The 21,741-nt window shown below is 58.0% G+C and carries 20 protein-coding genes; 9 read left to right on the plus strand and 11 right to left on the minus strand.

What is annotated here, in order from left to right; translation table 11 throughout:
- Positions 1–195: 195 nt before the first annotated feature.
- The gene (locus A3AS_RS0136165) at positions 196–912 is read right to left on the minus strand and encodes a sulfite exporter TauE/SafE family protein (RefSeq protein WP_018322336.1); all 717 of its coding nucleotides are present in this window, start codon (positions 910–912) and stop codon (positions 196–198) included.
- Between the two features lie 674 nt (positions 913–1,586).
- Between A3AS_RS0136165 and A3AS_RS44670 the strand changes: the two genes are divergently transcribed.
- Both A3AS_RS44670 and A3AS_RS46030 read left to right on the plus strand, forming a co-directional pair.
- Complete coding sequence (locus tag A3AS_RS44670) at positions 1,587–1,934, plus strand: hypothetical protein (RefSeq protein WP_063707640.1); 348 nt, start codon at positions 1,587–1,589, stop codon at positions 1,932–1,934.
- Between the two features lie 398 nt (positions 1,935–2,332).
- A complete protein-coding gene (locus A3AS_RS46030; protein ID WP_018322337.1) occupies positions 2,333–3,058 on the plus strand; it encodes a LuxR family transcriptional regulator in 726 nt (241 codons plus the stop codon).
- Between the two features lie 361 nt (positions 3,059–3,419).
- Here the strand turns inward: A3AS_RS46030 and A3AS_RS0136180 are convergent, their stop codons facing one another.
- The 4 genes from A3AS_RS0136180 to A3AS_RS0136190 form a co-directional block, all read right to left on the minus strand.
- Positions 3,420–4,148 (minus strand): outer membrane protein, encoded by a 729-nt coding sequence (locus tag A3AS_RS0136180; protein WP_026202724.1) that lies wholly within the window; start codon positions 4,146–4,148, stop codon positions 3,420–3,422.
- A gap of 876 nt (positions 4,149–5,024) precedes the next feature.
- Positions 5,025–5,270: a hypothetical protein gene (locus A3AS_RS44245; protein ID WP_018322338.1), complete on the minus strand. Its 246-nt coding sequence runs from the start codon at positions 5,268–5,270 to the stop codon at positions 5,025–5,027.
- An 87-nt stretch (positions 5,271–5,357) separates the two neighbouring features.
- Complete coding sequence (locus A3AS_RS47910; protein ID WP_157644482.1) at positions 5,358–5,591, minus strand: hypothetical protein; 234 nt, start codon at positions 5,589–5,591, stop codon at positions 5,358–5,360.
- Positions 5,592–6,338: 747 nt separating this feature from the next.
- Positions 6,339–6,716 carry a hypothetical protein gene (locus tag A3AS_RS0136190; protein WP_018322339.1) on the minus strand — a complete coding sequence of 126 codons (378 nt, stop codon included), beginning with the start codon at positions 6,714–6,716 and terminating at the stop codon, positions 6,339–6,341.
- A gap of 1,626 nt (positions 6,717–8,342) precedes the next feature.
- Here A3AS_RS0136190 and A3AS_RS47920 point away from each other — a divergent pair.
- The gene (locus tag A3AS_RS47920) at positions 8,343–8,504 is read left to right on the plus strand and encodes a hypothetical protein (protein WP_018322340.1); all 162 of its coding nucleotides are present in this window, start codon (positions 8,343–8,345) and stop codon (positions 8,502–8,504) included.
- A gap of 131 nt (positions 8,505–8,635) precedes the next feature.
- Here the strand turns inward: A3AS_RS47920 and A3AS_RS0136200 are convergent, their stop codons facing one another.
- From A3AS_RS0136200 to nodD1, 6 genes are all read right to left on the minus strand, one after another.
- On the minus strand, positions 8,636–9,667 hold the full coding sequence (locus A3AS_RS0136200) for an LLM class flavin-dependent oxidoreductase (protein WP_049815085.1): 1,032 nt from the start codon (positions 9,665–9,667) through the stop codon (positions 8,636–8,638).
- A 553-nt stretch (positions 9,668–10,220) separates the two neighbouring features.
- Positions 10,221–11,333 (minus strand): branched-chain amino acid ABC transporter substrate-binding protein, encoded by a 1,113-nt coding sequence (locus tag A3AS_RS0136215; protein WP_018322345.1) that lies wholly within the window; start codon positions 11,331–11,333, stop codon positions 10,221–10,223.
- A gap of 334 nt (positions 11,334–11,667) precedes the next feature.
- Positions 11,668–12,381: a MerR family transcriptional regulator gene (locus A3AS_RS0136220; protein WP_018322346.1), complete on the minus strand. Its 714-nt coding sequence runs from the start codon at positions 12,379–12,381 to the stop codon at positions 11,668–11,670.
- 121 nt (positions 12,382–12,502) lie between these two features.
- Complete coding sequence (locus tag A3AS_RS48820; protein WP_085964255.1) at positions 12,503–12,694, minus strand: hypothetical protein; 192 nt, start codon at positions 12,692–12,694, stop codon at positions 12,503–12,505.
- Positions 12,695–13,296: 602 nt separating this feature from the next.
- Positions 13,297–14,286, minus strand: coding sequence for a transcriptional regulator NodD2 (nodD2, locus tag A3AS_RS0136225; RefSeq protein ID WP_018322348.1), 990 nt, complete (start codon positions 14,284–14,286; stop codon positions 13,297–13,299).
- Positions 14,287–14,911: 625 nt separating this feature from the next.
- Positions 14,912–15,856, minus strand: coding sequence for a transcriptional regulator NodD1 (nodD1, locus tag A3AS_RS0136230; protein ID WP_018322349.1), 945 nt, complete (start codon positions 15,854–15,856; stop codon positions 14,912–14,914).
- A gap of 451 nt (positions 15,857–16,307) precedes the next feature.
- Between nodD1 and A3AS_RS49540 the strand changes: the two genes are divergently transcribed.
- The 6 genes from A3AS_RS49540 to nodU are packed head-to-tail and all read left to right on the plus strand — an operon-like array spanning position 16,308 to position 21,739.
- The gene (locus tag A3AS_RS49540; protein WP_245283356.1) at positions 16,308–16,637 is read left to right on the plus strand and encodes a hypothetical protein; all 330 of its coding nucleotides are present in this window, start codon (positions 16,308–16,310) and stop codon (positions 16,635–16,637) included.
- A 54-nt stretch (positions 16,638–16,691) separates the two neighbouring features.
- Positions 16,692–17,324: a NodA family N-acyltransferase gene (locus tag A3AS_RS0136240; RefSeq protein WP_018322350.1), complete on the plus strand. Its 633-nt coding sequence runs from the start codon at positions 16,692–16,694 to the stop codon at positions 17,322–17,324.
- On the plus strand, positions 17,321–17,980 hold the full coding sequence (nodB, locus tag A3AS_RS46040; RefSeq protein WP_018322351.1) for a chitooligosaccharide deacetylase NodB: 660 nt from the start codon (positions 17,321–17,323) through the stop codon (positions 17,978–17,980). The genes A3AS_RS0136240 and nodB overlap by 4 nt, the downstream gene beginning before the upstream one ends.
- Before the next feature lie 17 nt (positions 17,981–17,997).
- On the plus strand, positions 17,998–19,374 hold the full coding sequence (nodC, locus tag A3AS_RS0136245; RefSeq protein ID WP_026202726.1) for a chitooligosaccharide synthase NodC: 1,377 nt from the start codon (positions 17,998–18,000) through the stop codon (positions 19,372–19,374).
- Between the two features lie 11 nt (positions 19,375–19,385).
- Positions 19,386–20,015 (plus strand): nodulation methyltransferase NodS, encoded by a 630-nt coding sequence (gene nodS, locus A3AS_RS0136250; RefSeq protein ID WP_026202727.1) that lies wholly within the window; start codon positions 19,386–19,388, stop codon positions 20,013–20,015.
- 14 nt (positions 20,016–20,029) lie between these two features.
- On the plus strand, positions 20,030–21,739 hold the full coding sequence (gene nodU / locus A3AS_RS0136255; protein ID WP_018322353.1) for a nodulation protein NodU: 1,710 nt from the start codon (positions 20,030–20,032) through the stop codon (positions 21,737–21,739).
- The last annotated feature ends 2 nt before the right edge of the window (positions 21,740–21,741 follow it).

Genomic DNA, 21,741 nt, shown 5'->3' on the forward strand with positions numbered 1-21,741 from the left:
TGTCCCCACCCGCCGCGCAATCTCGCGGGTCGGCATCCCGGCCGACTTCAATCTGATCACATCGCGCACATGGCGCATCGCAAACCTCTCCGTCGGCATCCAGGTCCCCCTTCGCAAAGCCGAAAGGCGGACCGTATCGGACCCAGAAGAGGCCTCGTCACCCCGGGCGACATCATCCCGGAATGGTGGGCGAGATCATCTCGGAATGGCGGGCGAGATCAAATCGGAACGGTGGGCGAGATCATTCCGGAATGGTGGGCGACATCGAGCGGAATCAGCACCGATAACCGTTCCTGCGACGGCACCGGCCAGCGCGGAGATTGCGTAAAGCGCCAAATCCGAGGACGGAAATTGGCCGGTGAAAAGAGCTCCGAGGAAGCCGACTGTGGAATTAGCCAGGATAAAAGGGGATGATAGCGCGGCGGTCTGCTTAGGTGATGCCCAATTCAGTGCGACGAGCGTCGGGGCCAGGAACACTCCGCCGCCCACGCCGGTCAGGCCGGAAGCCAGGCCGAGGACCGCGCCAATGGCCATGCTTGCCCGGAGCGGAGTTTCGCAAATGCGATCGGCAGCTCGTCCGCGCCGCATGATCATCACGGCGCTCGCCAGAAGAAGAGCGATTCCGGTCAGTGTTTTGTAAATGTGTTCCTCGAGCACAATCAAGCCACCGGCAAGCGCCGTTGGCATCGATGAAAGCAGAAGCGGACGCAAGATTATCCAGTCTACGACTTTGTTGCGGTTGAAGAGCCACGTAGAATAAGTCGCCACAACAATGTTGAGAGCAAGCGCCGTCGGGCGCATCTCTGTCGATGGCATACCAGAAAAAGCCATTAGCGACAGGAATGCGGTGCCACCCGCTTGGCCGACGGTCGCATAGAACAGTGAGGTGATCGCGAAGAGCAGAGAAACCATACTTCCGATCTTGGCGAAGTTCTTCGCCTTGGTTGCACCAACGGCATCATGATCCGAGCGTGAGGTGCCGGCGCAATTGTCGCTCCTCCAGGGGGCGGATTCCGAGCGCTAAGTCGGGGATCCGCGCGGCCGGAGGTACGGTCGGTTCAAGTTCCTTGACGATTGCCATGTGTCACCGTCCTCCTCAATTGCCAAGGTTGGTACTTGACTGGGCTGCGAGAGGCCTGCGCTAGGGACGCCGACGGCTAGGAGTCCAAGACAGACTCGAGGCTGCCGCCGAGGGGAGCTCCACCTTTCTTCGGCTAAGTCAACTCGTGCCGCGGCTCGCGCAAATGGCCCTGTCGCGTTTCCTTCCGATGTCATGATTGCTTCAATGCACTTACAGCGGAAACAAGCCGTCCGCCTTACAAGCCCTTGTTCCGACGTTTGATTTTCGCGAAATCAACAGTTGGTACGACACTTGCTGATCTGCTCCGGGGTCCTCTCCCTTCTGGAGATGCGCATGCAAAGTGTCCTCTGCATCAAGCAGGTCTCGCGATTGCGAGTATCTCCCGTGGCGCCTTTGACGTGGCCATTTTCTGCCCGTTCGATTCATTTGCGCCGGACCTGCCTGACGGACCCGCTGAAACGCCGGGCAATCGTGCGAGGAGTATGGCTTCTCCCTCGCATGTTCCGTGTTGCTCATCGATCGCGTTCACGACGCCGTCATAGGGCGGAGGATCAGCCAACGGTTAGCGATGGCAATTCGCAGGATTTGGAAGAAAAATGACGCTCCTGATGACGTCCTCGTCGGCAAGCAGGGAATCGATACCGACAACGCGCAGGTCGAGTCCGGCACCGCCAAGCGCATCGGCGTGCTCTGCCTTACCTGGATCGCGGAGTTCAGTGCCCAGGATCTCCTCGTGCTCGGCCTTGAGACAAAGCGGAGCGTCGTTCGGACAGGACCCCGTGTTCTCGCCATCCAATCTGAACAGAGCCGAGCCTGCAGCCGCTGGTGCTGTTTGGTTCGCTTCGGCAGCTGAGTCGCCAGGCCCCCGGACCTTCTATCACTGCCGGCATCAACAAGGCGGTTCAGCGTCGATGGCACAGACCATCAACACGGATGAGGGCGCGGTAATCCCGATTTGGCCATCCCAAGCTGGACCGATCACTTTGTATGTGCAGCGGAGCTTCGATTGCGGCGTGCCGTTCAGCCTCAGATCAGGGATGGTGGCGGCATCTCGGCTGTTTGATGGGACGATCATGCCGGCGCAGCCAGGCAGGCCATTCGGGAATGCGTCCGACGCAGCGTGCGAGCGCTCAGACTTCACGAAGAACAAACCCAAGAGTTCAGGTCATGGAATGGAATTTGGCTCCGCCTGAATCAAGCGTAATTGAACACAGTGACAGGGAGCTCGATCGGCGTTCTGAGGCACCCATCATGGATCTTTTTAGCTTCACCGAATGCGCGAACCAGACGCATTCGCTCAGAGCGCTGTTCGAGCTCCTTGTAAGCTGTGCCACCGAAGAAGGGTTCAGTGAAGTCGCTTACGGCGCTCTCAATTTCGTCGAGCCACTTCGGCTGGCGGAGTATCCACCTCCGACCGTGGCTGTGAAGTGGCCGCCAGACTGGTGCGACCGATACTTCAACCGCAAGTACCATGCTATTGATCCGGTGGTGCGGCGGACGCCGATGCATACGCGGCCGTTTTTGTGGGATCAACTCGCCGACCGCCATCAACTTCAACCAGACGAGAGACGCGTACTGGAAGAGGCCAGAGAGGCGGGCCTGAAGCATGGTATGAGCGTGCCATTGTTCGGCCCGTTGGGTCGGGTATCTGTGGTGTCGTTTGCATCTCCATCCGACGATGCTGATCCTCAGGCCCGCATGCGTCATCTTAACGCGCTGGCCTGCCTCTTTCACACCGCCTCTGGCGAGATCGCTCGTCCCTCTAATAATGATTGCGACCGAAAAGTTGCACTATCGCAGCGGGAGATCAGTTGCCTGCGGTGGGTGTCCGAGGGGAAATCGTCATGGGAAATTGGGAAGATCCTACGAATCAGCGAGAATACAGTCAATTTTCATATTAAGAATGCGATGCGAAAGCTGGACGCGACCAGCCGGATTCAAGCGGTCGTTACGGCTATTCGCCTCGATGTTCTTTGAATTCATCAGTCGAATGGGACGAGCACCAACTGCCAAATTTTTGTTTCCAGCTTCTGCCAAGTTCAGCATGGCACTTTTGGCCAAATCGCAGATACAAGGGTCATCGAGACAAGCGATCTCAAACCTCACGCGGCCTGAGGTTGTGGAGCTCCATTACCATCGACGACCTATCGCATCGACCGACCTGGTGCGCCAGCGTTGGAGTCAGGCGGCGTCGTTCCATCCAGCCGGTGATCCAGGCTTAGACGAGCTCGGGCCTGGTGCTTCGGAACTGCGGCAGGGATGTCGCGGGGGAGAGGGGCGTCTGAAGAAGAGCCCCGACCGTGGTCAGGGCCCCCCGATTCACGCAGGCGCGTGGAGATCAATATTTGGGAAACGTCTGGCCGAGCTTGTAATTGAGCCGTGCCGTGATGAGATCGACGTCCTGGTGGACGCGATCGGCGCCAACGGCCGCTGGGAAGCTTACGTTGCTGCGCTGCATGAACAAGTGGGTATACTCGACGCCAGCTGACCAGTTCGGCGTGAGGCTGACTTCGGCACCGGCGCCCAGCGCGCCACCCCAACGCACATCATTGTTTTTGGCAATCTCGGTGCCAGTAGCCACCGAGTTGACGTGATAGGTGTTGCTGGTCACGGCAGCACCGCCCTTGCCATAAAGCAGCACGGCATTGAACGCGTAGCCGATATGGCCGGTGAGCAGACCGAACGCATCTGTCTTGGTGGCAATGGTGTCTGCTGGGAAGGCGGCGCTGACGTTGGAGCCGCTGAAGTCGGCCCAGTTGCCCTGGCCTTCGATCCCGTAGACCATGTTGAAGATGTGCCAGCGATAGCCAATCTGGCCGCCGATGGTCCCGCCACTCGAATTATGGCAACCCTCGGGAGTGACGCCATTGAAATCCCAGCAATTGCGGCTCGTTCCCCAGCCGCCATTCACGCCGATATAGTAGCCGGACCAATCGATAAGCGGGGCTGCGACCGGCAGCGGTGGCGCCTTGACCTTGACGGGCTGCGCGGCGAAGTCCGCGCCGAATGCGGGAGCGGCCGCACTGAGTGCGCCGATGCTTGCGGTCAGAATAAGAAAATTCTTCATTTGAGTGTCGTTCCTTTCGGTGCTCCCCGGCGCCGTGCGTTTAACAATATGATCCCGAATTGCTGTAACTGTGGCACAACATGTCTTCGAAAGAAATGAGGTCAATCGCACGCTGCGTCAGATTGTTGAGCGCGCAACTTGCCATGCGCTGTCTCGACCGAAATGCTGCGGCCGGACAGTGGTCGCTTCGCGCAGATCCTTCTTTGAATACGATCCGTTCATGATGGCCTGTGATGCGACGCAATGCTGGCAGGCGTTTGCCTCCTTCTGTCGCTAACGAGTGCCAAAACGAGGCGCGCCAACACGCTCCATGCATGCTCTCTGTTCAGGCAGTTCGGCAAATGAAGACCGCTGATCGAGCACACGTCTCGGGCGCTCAAGCTCGTTCTTCCCGCAGGACGGTCGCGCTGGCACTTGCGGGCGTGAGCGATGCCGGTGATGATCGATCACAGGCCTCGATCGCTTTGGCTCCGGACCGATTGCAAGTGTAGCACAACGTTCCTCGATCCCTACCGATCGAGGGACGTCAGGAAGCCGATGCGGCTGCGCTCGACGAGGCTCTTGCTTGAAGTTGCGCAAGCTCGTGCCGAGCCAAAGGTCAGGAGAGCAAACGGCATGCCTTTTCCTGGCGCCAGCGAATATTAGCGCGGCGGTCCCCGTCTCGTCGCCGATTTGCTCTGGGTTCCAGCTTACTGGTCTCGGGTCACCAGAAGAGCTGCACAGGCAACAGTCGTCGCGAACGTGCTCGTCTTCAGCGGGGCTGAACATGAGCGGAGGAAGGTCAGCTCGACCACGTTCTGACCCGGTTCTTTTCCCTGCCGCATCCCAAGAGCCTTAACGAAGCCAAACCGATCTGACAGTAGAGGTGCAAGCGTCTTATTGCTCGGTCGACGGCGCCAGTTCAGCGCGCAAATTGCGTATCGCCTCGTTTGCCAGATTCAAAGTATTTCGTTCGCCGTTCCTTATCGAACACTCAAGGAAAGTTCGCAACCGGCTATGAAGGACGGTCTTGAGATTATGCGCCAGCAACGGATCCTTCTCGACAAAGCGCCAGGCCTTATCAAATGCGACGCTCACGATAGCATCTGGCACCTGCACTTGCTTGGATAAGAACTGATCCATCTCAACACTCCACGACGTCCTGATACAAGGAAGTACCTTGGCAAAAGCTAACCCGAGAGTCTGTGGCTTGTCCCAGCAAGTAAGACATCAGGGCCGCAGCCCGCTCGGGTATCGAGCTGCTCTCGGTGCTGCAATGAAGTTTATAGATGTTTGTTGAAGCTCCGATGACCGAACGTCGTATTGCCAGGCGCAATTCGAAAATTTTGAAACGGTTGAAACGAGCACGCGTTGTTCGCGCGCTTCGTTGCCGCAGTGCTCTTGTTGCTTGGCATCGGTCAATAGTTTTGCCTCTTCTTCCTGCAATCGGAAGATCGGCGCCATGCCAATCACGACTAAAGCTGAACATGATGAAAATGGACCGTTCCTCTCCTTTCGCAGTCTCAAGCTAAGATGCGTTCTAATCGCAACTGCTTGTCATGTCGTTTTTGGAATAGTGTGGCGTTTTCCGAACGCTGCTTGTTTGCTTTCTGACATGTGTCCGCGGCCCGTCGTCCTGTTGCTCGACCCTTCGCGTGGCCTCTTGCCCTCGGTGCGATTTTTGCTCCAGGTGAGTCGCACTAGAGAAGGGAGCGAGATGCCGCGGCAATTGCGATGCTCTCCTACCGAATTCGCTGTCGTCCGGCAAAGGAATGTGGGTGCCATTCGTCGTGCGTTTGTAGGAGACAATGCCGCAACGAGGGCCGAACGCATGGAGGGATCACAAGCGGCGATAGCCGCGCGATGTCTCGCACGCATGTGTTGGGGCGCTTCCCCGCTATCAGCCCTTGGAGTTGGCCGCAGGCGTTTAAGACACCATAGCTATCAGGTACTCGAAGAGCAGCAAGGTCTAGCTGGATCGAATGTAACTGTGTCATCTCCGGCGCGAGGTGGTTTAATAGGGCGAGCCTGCTTTCGAGCGTGGTGGCGAACAGTTGCGATATGGAAAAGCCAGCGGAACCGGCGCGCTTACGGACGGTGAACCCATAAACGCCAAGCCGTCGATCCCTGGTGCGCTCGGGCGTAGCAGTCAGCCCAGCGATAAACGCTCGATAAGCGCGCCATCAACCGCAGAAAAAACCAAATCAAAGCTCAGTCCGCTGCTGCACGTGACAGAATTAGTTTGGCGATCTTCATTTGGTTGGCGGGAGTTCGCAGCACTTCCGGTAATGCCGCCACGGCCTGATCGAGAAGGCGTCCCAAAACCTGAAGGTCTTCTGGGTGGTAAACGCCACGGTCCCGCGACAGTCGCGCTGTTCGTCGGTCGCCGGCGCGGCCCCCGGTTCTCGTATCGCCGAGCTGACCGAGCTCCAGTTCCGTCGTAATCATTTGGTTTGTGAGTGCGTTTAGCAGTCGGATCGCTTCGAGCTCGTTACCTTCTTCGCGTATAAGCGCGGCCACGATGTCGAGTTGCAGGTCGATGCGATCCTCGAGGTCTTGTCTGCGTGAATTGGAAGGGTCAAGTTCCACGGTGTTGCTCCAAAGTAGTTAAATGCAGGGCAGCAGGCTGAGTAACGGTTGTGTCGTGCTTCCCCGTTCGCGACACGGCAGACGCGGCGCTACAACGAGTGGCTGCTAGCCAGGTGCGCACGCATGGTCGCCGAAGGGAGAGGGTGGCAGGCACGTGCCGCGCCGCCGCGAACAGCGTTGTAGATGGCCCGTCATTTGATGGGACCGTCGAGCCGGTCCAGCGCGTCGGGCAGTGGCAGTGACTCCAGCCAGCGGGGACACCGCTGATGATGGCAAGTCGAGAAGCGCCGCCCGAACTGCTGCGGGATTGCTTGCCGCCTGACATAGCGATCCAGACGTAACCGGAGGGCTCGCCAGGCAGAATGCCATACAGAGCGCTTGGCGCTGGACGAAGCTGTTGCTGAAGATGCGCCGTTAGCTGGTCCAGACCGGTCTCCTCATCGTGCCGGACAATGATGTCCCAGTCCATGCCAGGCAACCTAGAAGTAACATCCGCTATATATGTCTGCGGGTTCTCTCTGCATTCGTTGACAGGCGATCCCTGGCACGCTGAGGGTGCGGATGGGCTCCTGGAAGCTGCGCGCGCTAAGATACAAGACCGGCAGATCGCGCACGTCCACCACTCGTTCCAATGGTGATGTAAGGATTCCTGACAAGGCATAAGCGCGCCGGGATATGGTCGAAGAGCGCCGGCGCATAGAATGAGATGAGGTAACGTCAGTCTGTAGGAAGTGGGTGTGGGCGCCGCCCGCCGACGAAGACTGAGGACGCGAGCGGAGTGAGAATCCACGATCACACGACGTACGGGGGGTGGGCAGTAAGATCGCGAGGCTGGTCTCATCACGCGGATCGACATCGGTGCCTCGTCCTGGTCGGAGGATATGTGTCTTGCACTTAGCGTAGTCAGATAGCTGACCGCACTGCTTTGCTTGAAGGGCGCGACAGCGGCGGATTGTCGACGCTGCCCGCTTGGTCAGGGCCAAAAGTCCAGCCCGCACCGGTGTAGAGGGCAGTTCGCCTGCTCGAATTCTATGCAGCGCACGCATTTACCTTGGCCAAGCAGTGTGCGTGAGAGCCGATCTTCTTAAAGGGCCTTACTATGATGGCAACGGGGGAGGCGACAACGCGATAGATTGCGCGCCAGGCGTTGCGGCTGGCCATCCGACCGCATCTGCGCCGCACGTGCGTCGATTTCAAAGATTGAGGGCTGTCGTTGGGGATGCAGCCACGAGAAGCTTGAATTGGCCTGCGACTATGCTGAAGGCAAAAAGGATCCATTGTGACACGACATTCGTGAAATGTGCTTTCCGGAAACCGGCGATCGACTTATGGGTATTTGGCTGAAATTGGTAAAATCGAAAGTGTTGATGGGATGCATCCAGTTCGTGAATAGCGCACGTGAGTCATCTCATCGCCTACATCAAAAGCGGGGTAATTAGTTTTTTCCCGCGCGTCTTGGTTCAGTGAGCTTCAGGGCTTTCAGGCGAGCCTGCTGATTCGTTGATGACCGGACATGATTGAGAAGACAAAAAGTCGCAGCGGTGACCCTTGGCGAATACCTTCAACTCCGGATGTCACGAAGTTCCCACAAAAAAACCTCGATCGCCGCAAGCCGAAGAGTAGGCGATGGAATCTCGACGGCGACTATCCACCAGCTCCGGCCTCCGCCAGATGCAGGATGACCCTGAACAATCGCGGGCCTTCGTTGAAAAGGCCCGCGAGATCGAAGCCGACGAAGTGCGTTCGGGTGCGGATGAGTTGATGAAGCGCTTGGCAAAGACTGCCTAAGCCAAAAGCTCCCTTCCAAATAGGAGCGTCAGGCGGTCAAAGGCAAACGACAACCAAAATCGCAACCAGTTTCGGATACAACCTCAGTGCACCCGTCTACTTGCCAAGTGTATGATTCCCCAATGTAGAGATTATCCGCCAAAGCTATCGAGAATTTCAGTTTTGATTGCGGTTGCGGTGTACAGGGAAATCTCCAGCGGAAGGTTTCCGAATGCAAGCTGGCAAAGCAAGTAGTTGGCACCTGCCTCTTCCATCTGGTTAAGAAGGAGCTGTCGGACGGAAGCTGGCGTTCCGACGACGCACAATTCGCTCTCAAGTGCTGCATCGAAGGTCAGCGGAAGGGCGGGCGGTGTCGGAATGGCATTCAGCTCGTAAAGAAACTTAAAGCTCTCTAGCCATCGTCGATACGCAGTTTCGGCCGCCGCATGAGCGTCCTGGTCAGACTTCGCAATCACGACCATGCGGGTCAACCCGAGAAATGGCTCGCGGCCGTGTGTGGTTGTATTGTGGGCTCGATGGGAGCGGTAGGCATCCGTAACCTTCCGGACAACAGAGGCGGGGCCTATGCACGCCAGATTGGCGCCATTTGCAGCGGCCCACTGAGCCGACTCGGCCCGATTGCTCGCGATCCAGGTCGGCGGATATGGACGTTGATGAGGCCTCAAGGTCAAGGGTATTTCGCTCAGCTCAAAGTGGTGTCCCTGATAAGATAGCGTATGTCCCTTCAGCGCAATATCCAGGATTTCGTTGGCTTCCGTATAACGGCTTGGTGCGGCGTCTGCACTGAGGCCGAAAAAGCTCCATTCAATCGGCTGGGAGCCGCGGCCTATCCCGAGCTCGAGCCTGCCGCCGCTCAATTGGTCAAGCATGCAGATCTCTTCGAATGCGCGCAATGGATGATAAAGGTTGAGCAACAGGACGAGCGGACCGAAGCGTAATCGCCGGGTGCGCTGCGCGACGCTTGAAAGAAACAGGTTCGGCGAGGGCCCTCTGCCATGAGGTGTGCAGTGGTGTTCGGCCAGGTGATAAGCGTAGAAGCCGAGGGAATCGCAGACCTCCGCCAGCTTGAGACGATCTTCATATTGTCGTGCGGCATCTCGGCCGTCGTCATCCAAATGGTCGAAAATGCCGCACGTTAGTCTTGACGGAAGGCGACTCTTCACTCGATCAATCTCCGATTAGGGCTAGGTGGCAAGTCTTGGTTGCTTCATGCCGTCGCGCTCAAAGAGGTCTCATTCGTCCTTTGACCGCTTATGGCGTTCTCTGGGTGCGTGGATCTGAGCTTGCAAGATGTGATCGGGTCACGAGAATGCGCAGGGGCCGTTACTGTGATCGAAGTTGGCGAAGCGCCTCCACACCGAGCATGTGCTCGACCAGAAGCATCATTAGCTTCGCGTTCTCCTCTTCCTGCGCATTCGACCGCTTGGCTGCAGAAACGTCCATGCCGCCAAACCTGGCACAATTGTAGATGGCCGCTTCAGAAATGCTGTGCCTGCCTGCCAGCCAGATCAGCTCGGTACGGCTACTATTTGTCGATCGTCAGACGTAACGCCTCTTTCAGGTCGACATCGGGTAGCTCTGCGAGCGCTGCAGCGAACGCGAGAAACGCTCCAAAAGCTGCAAGTATAAGAGAGCTTGCGAGTATCGCTGCTCCAACGTCATGAGGGCGTCTCATCATCCGTGTCACTTTGAGTTGGGGGGCGGCTTTGATGCCAATCAGTTCTGCTCGACAGTTTCAACACGGCCGTCGCGCCAGCGGTAAACCAGAAAACCAGGAGCCGCGTTGTCTCCCTTTGTATCGAACCGGACTGGGCCAATCACGGTATCGATCGGCCGTGAACGAAGTGCACTGGCGACGCGCGCAGCATTAAAGGAGCCGGTCCGGTTCACCGCTTCTGCCCATGCTTGCACGGCTGCATAGGCGTAAAGCGTGTAGCCTTCAGCGGACAGGTTGGAAGCTTGGAGTCCGGCTACCACGCCGGCCGCATTGGCATTCCTGGCGGGGTCCGGCATGAAGGTAAACAATGTGTCATTCCCAGCGCTGCTGGTAATGGCCCAGAATTCAGAGGTCATCAACGGATCGTTCGCCATGACGATGAGTCCCGCTCCTGCTTCTGATGCCTGGCGTGCAAACAATCCGATTTCGGTATGATAGCCGCCGATATAGGCAAGGCGCACCCGATCCTTCTTCATTCTTGAGACCAGCGCCCTGTAATCCTTTTCACCGGCTACATAGCTTTGCCGAATGACTTGTTCACCGAATCTCTGAAGCTCTGCCTCAACCACGTCGGCAATACCTTTGCCTGCGGTGCTCTTGTCGTCGAGCACCGCGATCTTGTGGTTAGGATAGTTCCTGTGAATGTACTCAGCGGCAACGGTGCCCTGTTGGTCGTCGCGGCCGCAGATCCGAAAGACAGTCTCGAGACCGCGTTCTGTTAGCCGAGGATTGGACGAGCCAGGTGACAGCTGAACGATGCCTGCTTCGGCGTAGATGTCGGAGGCCGGGATCGACGAAGAGGAACAAAAATGGCCAACGACCATCCGAACCCGCTCTGTTGTGAGCTTATTCGCGACTGCGACAGCTTGCTTCGGGTCGCAGACGTCGTCGGCGACACTCAATGTCACCTTGGTATCGGGAAGTAGGCCCGAAGCGTTCAATGCCTCGACCGCCGCAGCCGCACCAACGCGCATTTGCGCGCCGAACGCAGCGCTGCTTCCGCTCATTGGGCCAGCCACGGCAATATTGACCTCGGAGCCGCGCGCAGCCGAGGCGAGGGCGCAGAAGAGAAGCGCTGCACTCGCAGCAGAAGCGTAAGGCCCTTTTAACATTGTAGAGCTCCCAATGCTCACCTGAAGTGAACCGCCAGCAGCTGTGATCAGACGTGCCTGCAGGTACGAAGCCGCCTGATAAGCGAAGCGTGCGTTAAGTCGGCCAAATCCGACCACGGTAGAGCCTACAATGTGACGTTACGTGCGGTTCAAGCCCCTTCTGAAGGGAGCGTCGATCAATGCGTCAGGGAGCGCGGATCGGCGAGGCCATGACGACCTGCCGGTGACCGTAAAACTGTCGACCCGCATCAGAGCCGCCGATCAACCACGCGTCATCGCCTTTTCAGCTGCCAAGGCCGATCGGCAATCCTGTGCGGAGCCAGCCATGAGGACGTCAGTACGGCTGATCCTCCAACCCGCCAAGGGCGAGATCGAGATATTGCATGAGGCAGGGATCCCAACCAGCCAGACTACGGGGGGCGCTTAATCGTGCAAGTACCTTCAGGATCATCGAAACGCGTGAATCGGCCCCGGCGATTTCGCTGATCAGCAAGCGTGCTGCAGCTGCGACGGCCTTTGCCCGCTCGCCGCAAGGGTGCTCGCCTCTATCCATACAATCACGCAGGTCGTCGCGGATCCGCCGCCACCGCTCCTCGCGATCTGCAGCTAACTTGCAGGTGCATCGGGACGACTGACTACGCGTCTCGACCCGCGACATCGCATTCAGGGTGGCAGGCAGCTCATCCACACTAACCTGGCTCGAGCTGTCGATGGTCATGTTGCGCAAACGGTCGCGCAACAGAGTTGCTCGAGCGACTTGAAGTTCTATCCGCTCTAGATGTTTGCGCAGCAGGTCGATGAGTGAGGTCGAGCCCTCCATAGCTTTACGGATCTCGACAAGGGAGAAGCCAAGCTCACGTAGCGCGCGAATCTGGTGAACCCGCTGCACGCTTTCGCGGTCGTACATCCGGTGGCCGCCGTCAGTACGCTCTGAGGCTGCTAGGAGCCCCGTGTGTTCATAATGATGCAGCGTGCGTACCGTTACTCCGGTCGCCTCTGCAAGTTCGCCAATGCGCCATCGACGTCTTCGTGGTGTAGCTTTGCTCATGTTGTTCAATTTCAAAGCCTACAACCTGACGTCACGTATGATTCAAGCTATTTCAAAGCTCTAGCTGGATCGTCTTCCATTCCAGCGCGAGAATGGTGACTATCCTCAGAATGGCGGGGGATCAACCCTGAGAGGAAATGGTGATCAACAAGTTCGTCAGGCATGCCACTTGAGCCTCGCCAGCCGCTGTACGCTCCAGGATGAGTTTGGCGATTGCTGTGCGATTTTCCGGATTTCGCATCGATGGGGGTAGCGCGGTGACCGCGCCATCATAAAGGCGTCCCAGGACGGAAAGCTCTTCCGGATCGAACACCCTGCTGCATTGCTCCAACGTTCAGCTCCTTGTTTGTCATTGCGTCAGGGCAGCGCACGTCGTCAAGACGTTTGGCTGCGGTAGGGCCAAAAGAAGTCAGACCCGCGGCGCAGAGCGACGAAGATGCGATGTACTCCAGAGTGATGCGACAGGGCAACACGCGTGCGAGATGCTTGCCTCGACAGCGCAAGAGATCGTGGTCATATGCATGATCGATGACCATCACGCTCGCTGTGCGGTGGTACTTATCCGAACAAGCCGAATCGTCTCCGCTCATCGGGAGGCCCTACTGATTCGGAGAGTTGACGACAGCCCGTCCCGATCCTGCTGTATCGAGGCGGGTGCCCCCGGCGGCCGGGGTTGCAGCGTAAAGGCCTGGCTTGGCAGCGAACGTGTCGCTCCTGTCTCTAAAACCAGGCCAACAGTCTGAGCCGCCGCTCGCACGTCGAGCCTAATGCCAACATGGAAAGAGCTACACAACGTCGTCATGATAGCCGTCCGCTGCGAGGGTCGTTATCCAGCGACAATGAGCTCGAGCGAGGCGAGCCCGAGGCGTTTAGACATGCGTTGGGATATGAGATTCGCAGACTTTGCGAACGTCCTTACGACAACGGTGAGACAGATCGTGCCAAATCTCCGGCAGTATCCGCTCGTTCCGAAGTGATGATGGAGGGCTCTTGTGCAGTTGCTATGCGGGTAGCCTCCTGCAACAATATCTCTCGCATCCAGAGGCTTTCCGGGTCGCTGTTGTGAAGCACGGGCCATTGGACCGCCTCAGTGAAGGCAGGGAAGGGCTGCGGAAGCTCGGCAATCCGAAGGTGCATCGTTTTTTGGAAGTGCTTTACGAGCCCTAATGGCATCGTCCCTATGCGGTTCGTGCCTACCAGCAGGGGCGGGATCATGCTGAAGCTGTGCACGAGAATGTCGATGCGCCGATTGAGGCCGAGATCGAGTAAAAAGGATTCCTCGACCGGCCTCTTGCATGCACCTCCGAGCTTAACCGCAACGTGGCCCATCGACATATACCGATCAAATGTAAGCCGTCGTAGTAGTTGGCTGTTCGTGCAGCAGCCTACGCAGACGAGTCTCTCCTCGAATAGGGCCGCCCTGGGGTGCGCGCTGGACATGAATAATTCCGGCAGGATAACAAAATCGACTTCGCCGCGGCGGAGAAGCTCATCGTGCTCATCGATGAGCGCCACCAGTTCGAAGCTGACGGCGGGTGCCTCTCGCGCGACGCGCTCCACGACATTTCGGAAGAATACGACTGTTATAAAATCAGAAAGGGCGATCCTGAATCGCCGATTCGATCGAGCTGGGTCGAACTCCTCCCGCGCGATAATTGAGAGATCAATATGCATTAGAGCCTCGCGCACAGGAGCTGCGAGTCCTTCCGCGCGTGCCGTCGGGACAAGTTCCCGCCCCTTCATCCCAAACAGCTCATCACGGAAATAGGAGCGCAGCCGGGCAACGGCTGCGCTCATGGCCGGCTGACTGAGGTTAATCTTGCGTGCCGCTGCAGTGAGGTTGCGCTCAGTCATGAGAGCATCCAGCGCGACGAGAAGATTTAGATCCAGACCTTTGAAACGCATGTCTTCTTATCCGGCACAAATGTCTTGCGGCGCATACAACGAGCGGCGACGGCTGCGTCTGAAGCGGTCCTATCGGCTCGCCCGCATGGACATCGGTTCCATCGTGCGATCGCGTAAAGACGCTCGCGAAACTGAGAGCAAGCCGGTCGGCCGATCAGCAGCGGCCGGAAACCGTCAGGAGTCCCGAAGCTGATCGGTTCGCCGCTTCCCGCGAGCCACGCAACTGGACCCGGTCAGTTGGTTAATGCCAGATCAACCCCAGTGTCCGGCCAGCGCCGTGAGTTCGCCAAAGCGCCCCGTCGACGGCCGCGTAGTCGCGGTAGCTAACCTACAACCTGACGCAGTGTGCGGTTCAAGCGATTTTATCGGGCAAGCTAAACATTATTGTACCGGAGGAGGCATGTTCTGCCGCGATAGAGCCGGCGTCACCGGTTTGCAGTGCAAGCGCATCAAACCACGCCTGCGAGGTCACCACCCTCAGCCCTCGGCAAGTTCGCAATCGATCGCCGCCTCGCGACGTTCTCTGGCAGCTTCGCCCCAGAGACGTTGAAGAGACGAAAGGGGCCGAGCGCGTCGAAGGATTTATAGCGTATTTGAAGCGTTTCGAGCGCGGCTTACGATGAGCCTAGCAGCGCCTGCGAGTTGGAGGCTTCTGATGCCCAGATGCCATGTTGGATGCCTCTTCAAGCAATATCCGCCGCATCCAAATGCTCGCCGGGTCGGTATTGTGGAACGCAGGCCACTGCACAGCTTCAGTGAATGTGGGCAGGGGGAGCGGTGGCTCGACGATCCGCAGTGGCATCCGCTTTTCAAAGTGTCTGGCGAGCCGTAATGGCATTGTGCCGATGCGGCCCGTGTCTAACAATATCGGCGGAATCAGGCTAAAGCCCTGCACAACGACCTCAATTCGTCTCTTGAGGCCGTGCTCAAGCAAAAACCATTCTTCTAGGTTTGGCCTCAGCGCCCGTCCGAACTTGGCCGCAACGTGCCCCATCGAGATGTATTTCTCGAACGTAAGCTGCCGCGATAACTGCTTATTCGCGCGGCATCCGACACATACGAGGGTCTCGTCGAACAGCGTCGCCTTAGGGTGCGCGCTCGACATGAACAGTTCCGGCAGAATGAGGAAGTCGACTTCGCCCCGGCGGAGCAGCTCATCTGGTTCATCGGAAAATGGCAGCAATTCGAAGCGAACCGCGGGAGCTTCCTGTGCAATACGGTCCACAACTCTGCGAAAAAAGACGATTGTCATGAAATCGGACAGAATGACCCTGAAGCGTCGGCTCGACTGAGTCGGGTCGAACACGTCGCGTGATATGATCGAGAGTTGGATGTGCAGCAGGGCCTCGCGAACCGGACCTGCAAGCGTCTCTGCGCCAGGTGTAGGGACGAGCTCGCGACCTCTCATGGTGAATAGCTCATCGCGGAAATAGGTGCGCAGCCGCGCGATCGCAGCGCTCATAGCGGGCTGGCTCAGGTTAATCTTGCGCGCGGCCGCTGTGAGGTTGCGCTCCGTCATCAGAGCATCGAGCGCAACGAGAAGATTTAGATCAAGTCCCTTGAACCGCATGTTTTGAGTCTATCCATCTTGTGGATGTGTTCTATCGAAACAATCGATTTTACCAAACTGCGCGATGTTGGATAGCAAACATCAGTTTGGAAAAGTAATCAGGCATACCACGATGGCTGCTGGTCGCTCACGCGGGCTCAGAGAAAAGCTCCTGGACGTGCGAGCACCCCGCCGCATCCATTTCGAGGGCGGCGATGGGCGCGCCGTGCGGGCCGCGTCGCTTCTTCTCAGCGCGAAGCTTGCTCGATCGGACGTCAGGCGGATCCCGATAAACCTTGGTTTGCGCATGCCATCCGTTTCCATATTGGAGGTTTACTCGCGTACACTTGAGAGTGCGTTCAGCCTCATTCTAGTGTCGCGAAATAGCGGCAGGCGCAGATTGCGGATGCCAAGCATTTCAGGCGAGTCTCCAAATGGCTCGCCTGTCCACCGCATTCGGGGCGTGTCGAAGATGCATAAGAACCAGTTTGATCTGATGCCGCTCCGATGCGCCATCGATGAGGCCCCGCACATCGATGGCCTGCCCTCAGACGTCGAAACGTCGACAGCGATGCTGGACGAGGCGGAAGACTTCCGTGGTGCAGACAGGTTCTGGCTAGTCCAATCGCCTCGTCGGCCTTTTCCGGCAGATCGCGCGCAGGGCATTGGCCGGATGACGAGCGCCAACCATGCGATCGCGTCGTCGCGGGCGAAGGCGCACGGCGCGGTGCAGGCGAGGGGTGCCGAGCTCCGACGGGGCATGGCAGCGCATTTCAGTATTGATCAGCCGTTCGCCGAGTAGCGAGTTCACGTGACCATCTCCGCTCTTAGTTCCACCGGCGCAAGGAAGCCCGCCATGAACATTGCTGTATCCCGGACTACGGAAGCTCCTTCTGCGCGCGCTCAAGTGCAGTGGACCCGTCGCTGGGAGAACGAACTGCGGCTCGCCGATCATGCCGAGCTCGCCGAGTTCTTCCGCAAGAGTTACGGACCGACCGGTGCGTTCAATGCGCAGCCATTTGAGGGCAACCGAAGTTGGGCCGGGGCGAGGCCTGAGGTCCGCATTATCGGTTACGACGCGCGCGGGGTAGCTGCTCACGTCGGGCTACTACGCCGCTTCATCAAGATTGATGGGGTCGATCTACTCGTTGCCGAACTGGGGTTGTATGCGGTGCGTCCGGATCTCGAAGGGCTGGGAATCAGCCACGCAATGCGCGTGACGTATCCGATACTGCGGGAGCTTGGGGTTCCATTCGGCTTCGGTACGGTTCGGCCTGCGCTTGAGAAACATATGACCAGACTGGTCGAAAGGCAGGGGCTCGCCACCCTCATGTCTGGCATTCGCGTCCGCTCCACGCACTCGGATGTCTATCCCAATTTGTCGCCGACCCGCACCGAAGACGTGATCGTGGTGGTTTTCCCGGTTGGACGCTCGAGAAGCGAGTGGCCGGCCGGGACGATCATCGATCGGAACGGGCCTGAGCTGTGAAAGAGCTTTTCCCCCTATCTGCAGTTCGCTGCGACTATGCTGACGTGAGCGGAAGTCGAGCTGTCTATTTGACCTTTGACGATGGGCCGAATCCATTTTGCACGCCAGAGGTGCTCGATGTGCTGGCGCAACATCGGGCTCCGGCGACGTTCTTCGTGATAGGCACGTACGCGGCCGACCAACCTGAACTCATTCGACGAATGATCGCGGAAGGGCATGAGGTTGCGAACCACACGATGACGCATCCGGATCTATCCAGATGCGGACCTGCGGAGGTACAAGATGAAGTACTGACGGCGAGCGAGGCGATCCGCTTGGCGTGCCCGCAGGCCTCGCCCAGGCACATGCGAGCGCCTTACGGCATATGGACACAAGAGGTGCTCGCTATGTCAGCGAGCGCTGGTCTCACAGCTGTGCACTGGTCGGTTGATCCGAGAGACTGGTCCCGCCCCGGGGTTGATATAATTGTGAGTTCAGTACTGGCAAGCGTTCGCCCGGGTGCAATTGTGCTCCTGCACGACGGATATCCTCCTGATGAGGAGAGACTGTGCACCGATGCCACGCTGCGTGATCAGACCACGATGGCGCTGTCATATCTGATTCCGGCATTACAACGGCGCGGGTTTGTAATCCGTCCACTCCCTCAACTTCACTGAACAAGAACTGACACCTTATGGACCTGCTCGCTACAACCAGTGCTGTCGCCGTTTCGTCTTATGCGCTGCTCTCGACTATCTACAAGAGCGCGCAAGCGCTTTATGCCCAGCCGACGATTAACTCATCGCTGCAGGACAACCTGGGACAATCGGAGGCCGTCCTTCCCACTGTGGACGTCATCGTGCCGTGCTTCAACGAGGATCCAAACACGCTCGCCGAATGTCTGGAGTCGCTTGCGAGTCAAGACTACGCCGGAAAGCTACAGGTCTATGTGGTCGACGACGGATCTGCAAATCGCGAGGTTGTCGCCCCTGTACACGAGATCTATGCGAACGATCCGAGATTCAGCATCCTCTTGCTGGAAAAGAACGTTGGAAAGCGCAAGGCGCAGATCGCTGCAATACGCAGCTCATCCGGAGACCTGGTCCTCAACGTCGATTCGGATACGATACTTGCTGCTGACGTTGTCACGAAGCTTGTTTTGAAGATGCATGACCCGGAAATCGGGGCGGCCATGGGTCAGTTGATAGCGAGCAATCGCAGCGAAACCTGGTTGACCAGGCTGATCGATATGGAATACTGGTTGGCGTGCAATGAAGAGCGCGCGGCACAGGCTCGTTTCGGTGCCGTCATGTGCTGCTGCGGCCCATGTGCCATGTATCGTCGCTCCGCGCTCGCCTTGCTTCTTGATCAATACGAAGCGCAATTCTTTCGCGGGAAGCCGAGCGATTTCGGCGAGGATCGTCATCTAACGATCCTCATGCTCAAGGCGGGGTTTCGAACCGAATACGTCCCGGATGCGATCGCAGCAACAGTCGTCCCGGACAGCCTCGGGCCATATCTGCGTCAGCAACTCCGCTGGGCGCGTAGTACATTTCGGGACACGTTTCTTGCATTGCGCCTGCTGCCAGAGCTCGATGGCTATCTGACGCTAGACGTTATCGGGCAAAATCTCGGCCCGTTGCTTCTCGCGCTTTCAACACTGGCTGCGCTCGCACAGCTCGCAATCGGCGGCTCGGTACCCTGGTGGACGGGATTGACGATTGCAGCAATGACGATGGTTCGGTGCAGTGTAGCAGCCCTTCGTGCTCGCGAAGTGCGTTTTCTCGGCTTCTCTCTCCACACACCAATCAATATCTTTCTCTTACTTCCTTTGAAGGCCTATGCACTTTGTACATTGAGCAACAGCGATTGGCTATCGCGTAAGGTCGTCAACATGCCGGCCGAAGGGGAAAAACAATCTGTCATCCTGCACCCGAACGCTGGACGAAGTCATGCAAGTATAGGGGAGATATCTGGCGCAATTTGTAAGGCGGAATTTTCTCACCGTCCATCAAGCCTTGCGGCGACTGAGAGTGTTTGCGCTCGCGATCGTTCGACTGCCTACAAATAGGTGGTTGGCTCATGACCCAGGACAAAAAGCATCAGCAATTAGAGCGAGAGTTGGCTACCGACGATCCATGGCGCCTTGACAGTAGTGCGTTCGAGCAGGAGCGGTACGCGCAAATGCTCCGGATGTCTCGCTGCAACGGAGATGTTGCGCATGCCCTCGAAGTAGGATGTGCAGCCGGTGCATTCACGGACATGCTGGCGCCGGTTTGCGAACGACTCACGGTGGTCGATGTCATGCCGCAGGCGATCGAGCGAGCGCGACTACGGACCGGAAAATGGTCGCATATCACGTGGGTGACCTGCGACATTCAGCGGTTCTCGACCACTGACAAGTTCGATTTGATCGTCGTGGCCGAGGTTCTTTACTACCTCAGGGACATCGTCGAGATGCATGCGGCTATCCGCAACCTGGTGAGTATGCTTGCGCCAAATGGAGCTCTGATTTTCGGGTCCGCACGTGATGCCACATGTCAACGCTGGGGTCATGCTGCTGGTGCCGAAACGGTGATCGCTCTCTTCAACGAGAGCCTATCGGAGGTCGAGCGTCTGCACTGCCGCACCGAGGCGGTCAACGAAGACTGCTTGATCGTCCGGTTCCGGAAGCCGGGTCACTCGTCAGAACAATCAAACGTCGGTCACTAGGGCCAGGGGGTCGTATGCGCATCTGCGGCATCAAGTTAACACATGACGGGGCAATTGCTGTCGTCGAGGACGGGCGGCTTGTCTTTTGCACCGAGCAAGAGAAGCGCGGCAACAGTCCACGCTATCAATCCGTCGACAATCTCGATGCGGTCGTGGTCGCCTTGGCGGAGCATGGCCTGGATCCGCGGGATATCGATCAATTCGTCATTGACGGCTGGGATGGGGAGATTGAGTCGCAGTTCCAGGTCCTAAGTGGAGCTGTGCCGATCGCGCTTAAAGGGGCGCCATATGTCGAGCGCCATGCCGAGGGCCTTCTTGATTCCGTCGACGGATTTGGCCTGATCCTCGGAGGCAAGGTGTTTCCATATAAGAGCTACCCGCACGTCACGGGCCACGTCGCGTCAGCATATAGCACCAGTCCCTTTGCCAGCGCGGGGAAACCCGCGTTCTGTCTGGTATGGGATGGCTGCATCTTTCCACGTCTTTATTATGTCGAACCTCGGGGGGCACGGCTCATTGGATCCCTGTTTCCGATGATCGGCCATGCCTATGCTGCCGCGGGCCTTCACTTCGGGCCTTACAGGCAGCCGAACCGCTCCAGTTGGGATCTGGGCATTGCCGGCAAGTTGATGGCCTACATCGCGCTTGGCTCTGTCGACGAAAGCATCGTGGCAGTGTTTCAGGAGCTCTATGAAAAGCGCTTTTCGGCCGACACGGAGCAGGCGCGTCGCTACCGCGCGGACATCAACAATGCGGAATCCTCTCTTGCAGCTCTGCATGACTTCTTCGAGGCAAGCGCAGTGCGCCTGACGGCCAAGCGAGCGGAGGACGTCCTCGCGTCGTTTCACGTGTTCCTGGAACGTCTTCTCGTCAAGGAGATCGCGATGGTTCTGCTGCGGCACTCCTCGCTTCCGGGAGCGCGAAATCTGTGTGTCGCCGGAGGTTGCGGTCTCAATATCAAGTGGAACAGCGCGCTCCGTGCGACGGGACTGTTCGATGATGTCTGGGTGCCGCCGTTTCCGAATGACAGCGGCTCGGCAATCGGCGCTGCTTGCGGTGCGATGGCGGCGCAAAATGGATTCGGGCCATTGGAATGGTCAGTCTACAGTGGTCCGGCCCTGCAGGACAGCGAGCTTCCGTCGGACTGGGAGGCCGCGCCGTGCAGTCTGCGTGAACTTGCGGCGATTCTCGCCGACAACAAGCCGGTTATCTTCCTTTCCGGGCGCGCGGAGCTGGGGCCGCGGGCGTTGGGCGGCAGAAGCATTCTTGCAGCCCCGACCTCCCCCGCAATGAAGGATCATCTCAACGACATTAAGCGTCGCGAGAACTTCCGACCGGTGGCGCCGATTTGTCTGGAGGATCGGGCCCCGGAGATTTTCAGTCCTGGTACACCAGATCCTTACATGCTGTTCGATCATCAGACCCGGGCGGAATGGCGCGACAAGATCCCCGCTGTCGTCCATCTGGACGGTTCGGCTCGGCTGCAGACAATCTCCCGCAACTCTCCGCACAAAATCGCCGAGCTTCTCGTCGAATTTGAACAACTCACCGGCATTCCGCTGCTCTGTAATACGAGTGCCAACCTCCACGGACGTGGATTCTTCCCGGATGCTGCCGCGGCCTGCCAGTGGGGACGCGTTGAGCATGTGTGGTGCGACGGCCTGCTCTGGACCAAAACGGTCGTAAGGAAGCCATCGTCGGCTGAGCGACTTCTGTCAGCCTGAGA

This window comes from Bradyrhizobium sp. WSM2793, from assembly GCF_000379585.1.
GTDB lineage: Bacteria > Pseudomonadota > Alphaproteobacteria > Rhizobiales > Xanthobacteraceae > Bradyrhizobium.

Excerpts from the sequence above, each read along its gene's own strand:
- A3AS_RS0136165 (WP_018322336.1), bottom strand. The coding sequence starts at position 912 with ATGGTTTCTCTGCTCTTCGCGATCACCTCACTGTTCTATGCGACCGTC.
- A3AS_RS46030 (WP_018322337.1), top strand. The coding sequence starts at position 2,333 with ATGGATCTTTTTAGCTTCACCGAATGCGCGAACCAGACGCATTCGCTC.
- A3AS_RS0136180 (WP_026202724.1), bottom strand. The coding sequence starts at position 4,148 with ATGAAGAATTTTCTTATTCTGACCGCAAGCATCGGCGCACTCAGTGCG.
- A3AS_RS44245 (WP_018322338.1), bottom strand. The coding sequence starts at position 5,270 with ATGGATCAGTTCTTATCCAAGCAAGTGCAGGTGCCAGATGCTATCGTG.
- A3AS_RS47910 (WP_157644482.1), bottom strand. The coding sequence starts at position 5,591 with ATGGCGCCGATCTTCCGATTGCAGGAAGAAGAGGCAAAACTATTGACC.
- A3AS_RS47920 (WP_018322340.1), top strand. The coding sequence starts at position 8,343 with ATGGAATCTCGACGGCGACTATCCACCAGCTCCGGCCTCCGCCAGATG.
- A3AS_RS0136215 (WP_018322345.1), bottom strand. The coding sequence starts at position 11,333 with ATGTTAAAAGGGCCTTACGCTTCTGCTGCGAGTGCAGCGCTTCTCTTC.
- A3AS_RS0136220 (WP_018322346.1), bottom strand. The coding sequence starts at position 12,381 with ATGAGCAAAGCTACACCACGAAGACGTCGATGGCGCATTGGCGAACTT.
- nodD2 (WP_018322348.1), bottom strand. The coding sequence starts at position 14,286 with ATGCGTTTCAAAGGTCTGGATCTAAATCTTCTCGTCGCGCTGGATGCT.
- nodD1 (WP_018322349.1), bottom strand. The coding sequence starts at position 15,856 with ATGCGGTTCAAGGGACTTGATCTAAATCTTCTCGTTGCGCTCGATGCT.
- A3AS_RS49540 (WP_245283356.1), top strand. The coding sequence starts at position 16,308 with ATGCATAAGAACCAGTTTGATCTGATGCCGCTCCGATGCGCCATCGAT.
- A3AS_RS0136240 (WP_018322350.1), top strand. The coding sequence starts at position 16,692 with ATGAACATTGCTGTATCCCGGACTACGGAAGCTCCTTCTGCGCGCGCT.
- nodC (WP_026202726.1), top strand. The coding sequence starts at position 17,998 with ATGGACCTGCTCGCTACAACCAGTGCTGTCGCCGTTTCGTCTTATGCG.
- nodS (WP_026202727.1), top strand. The coding sequence starts at position 19,386 with ATGACCCAGGACAAAAAGCATCAGCAATTAGAGCGAGAGTTGGCTACC.
- nodU (WP_018322353.1), top strand. The coding sequence starts at position 20,030 with ATGCGCATCTGCGGCATCAAGTTAACACATGACGGGGCAATTGCTGTC.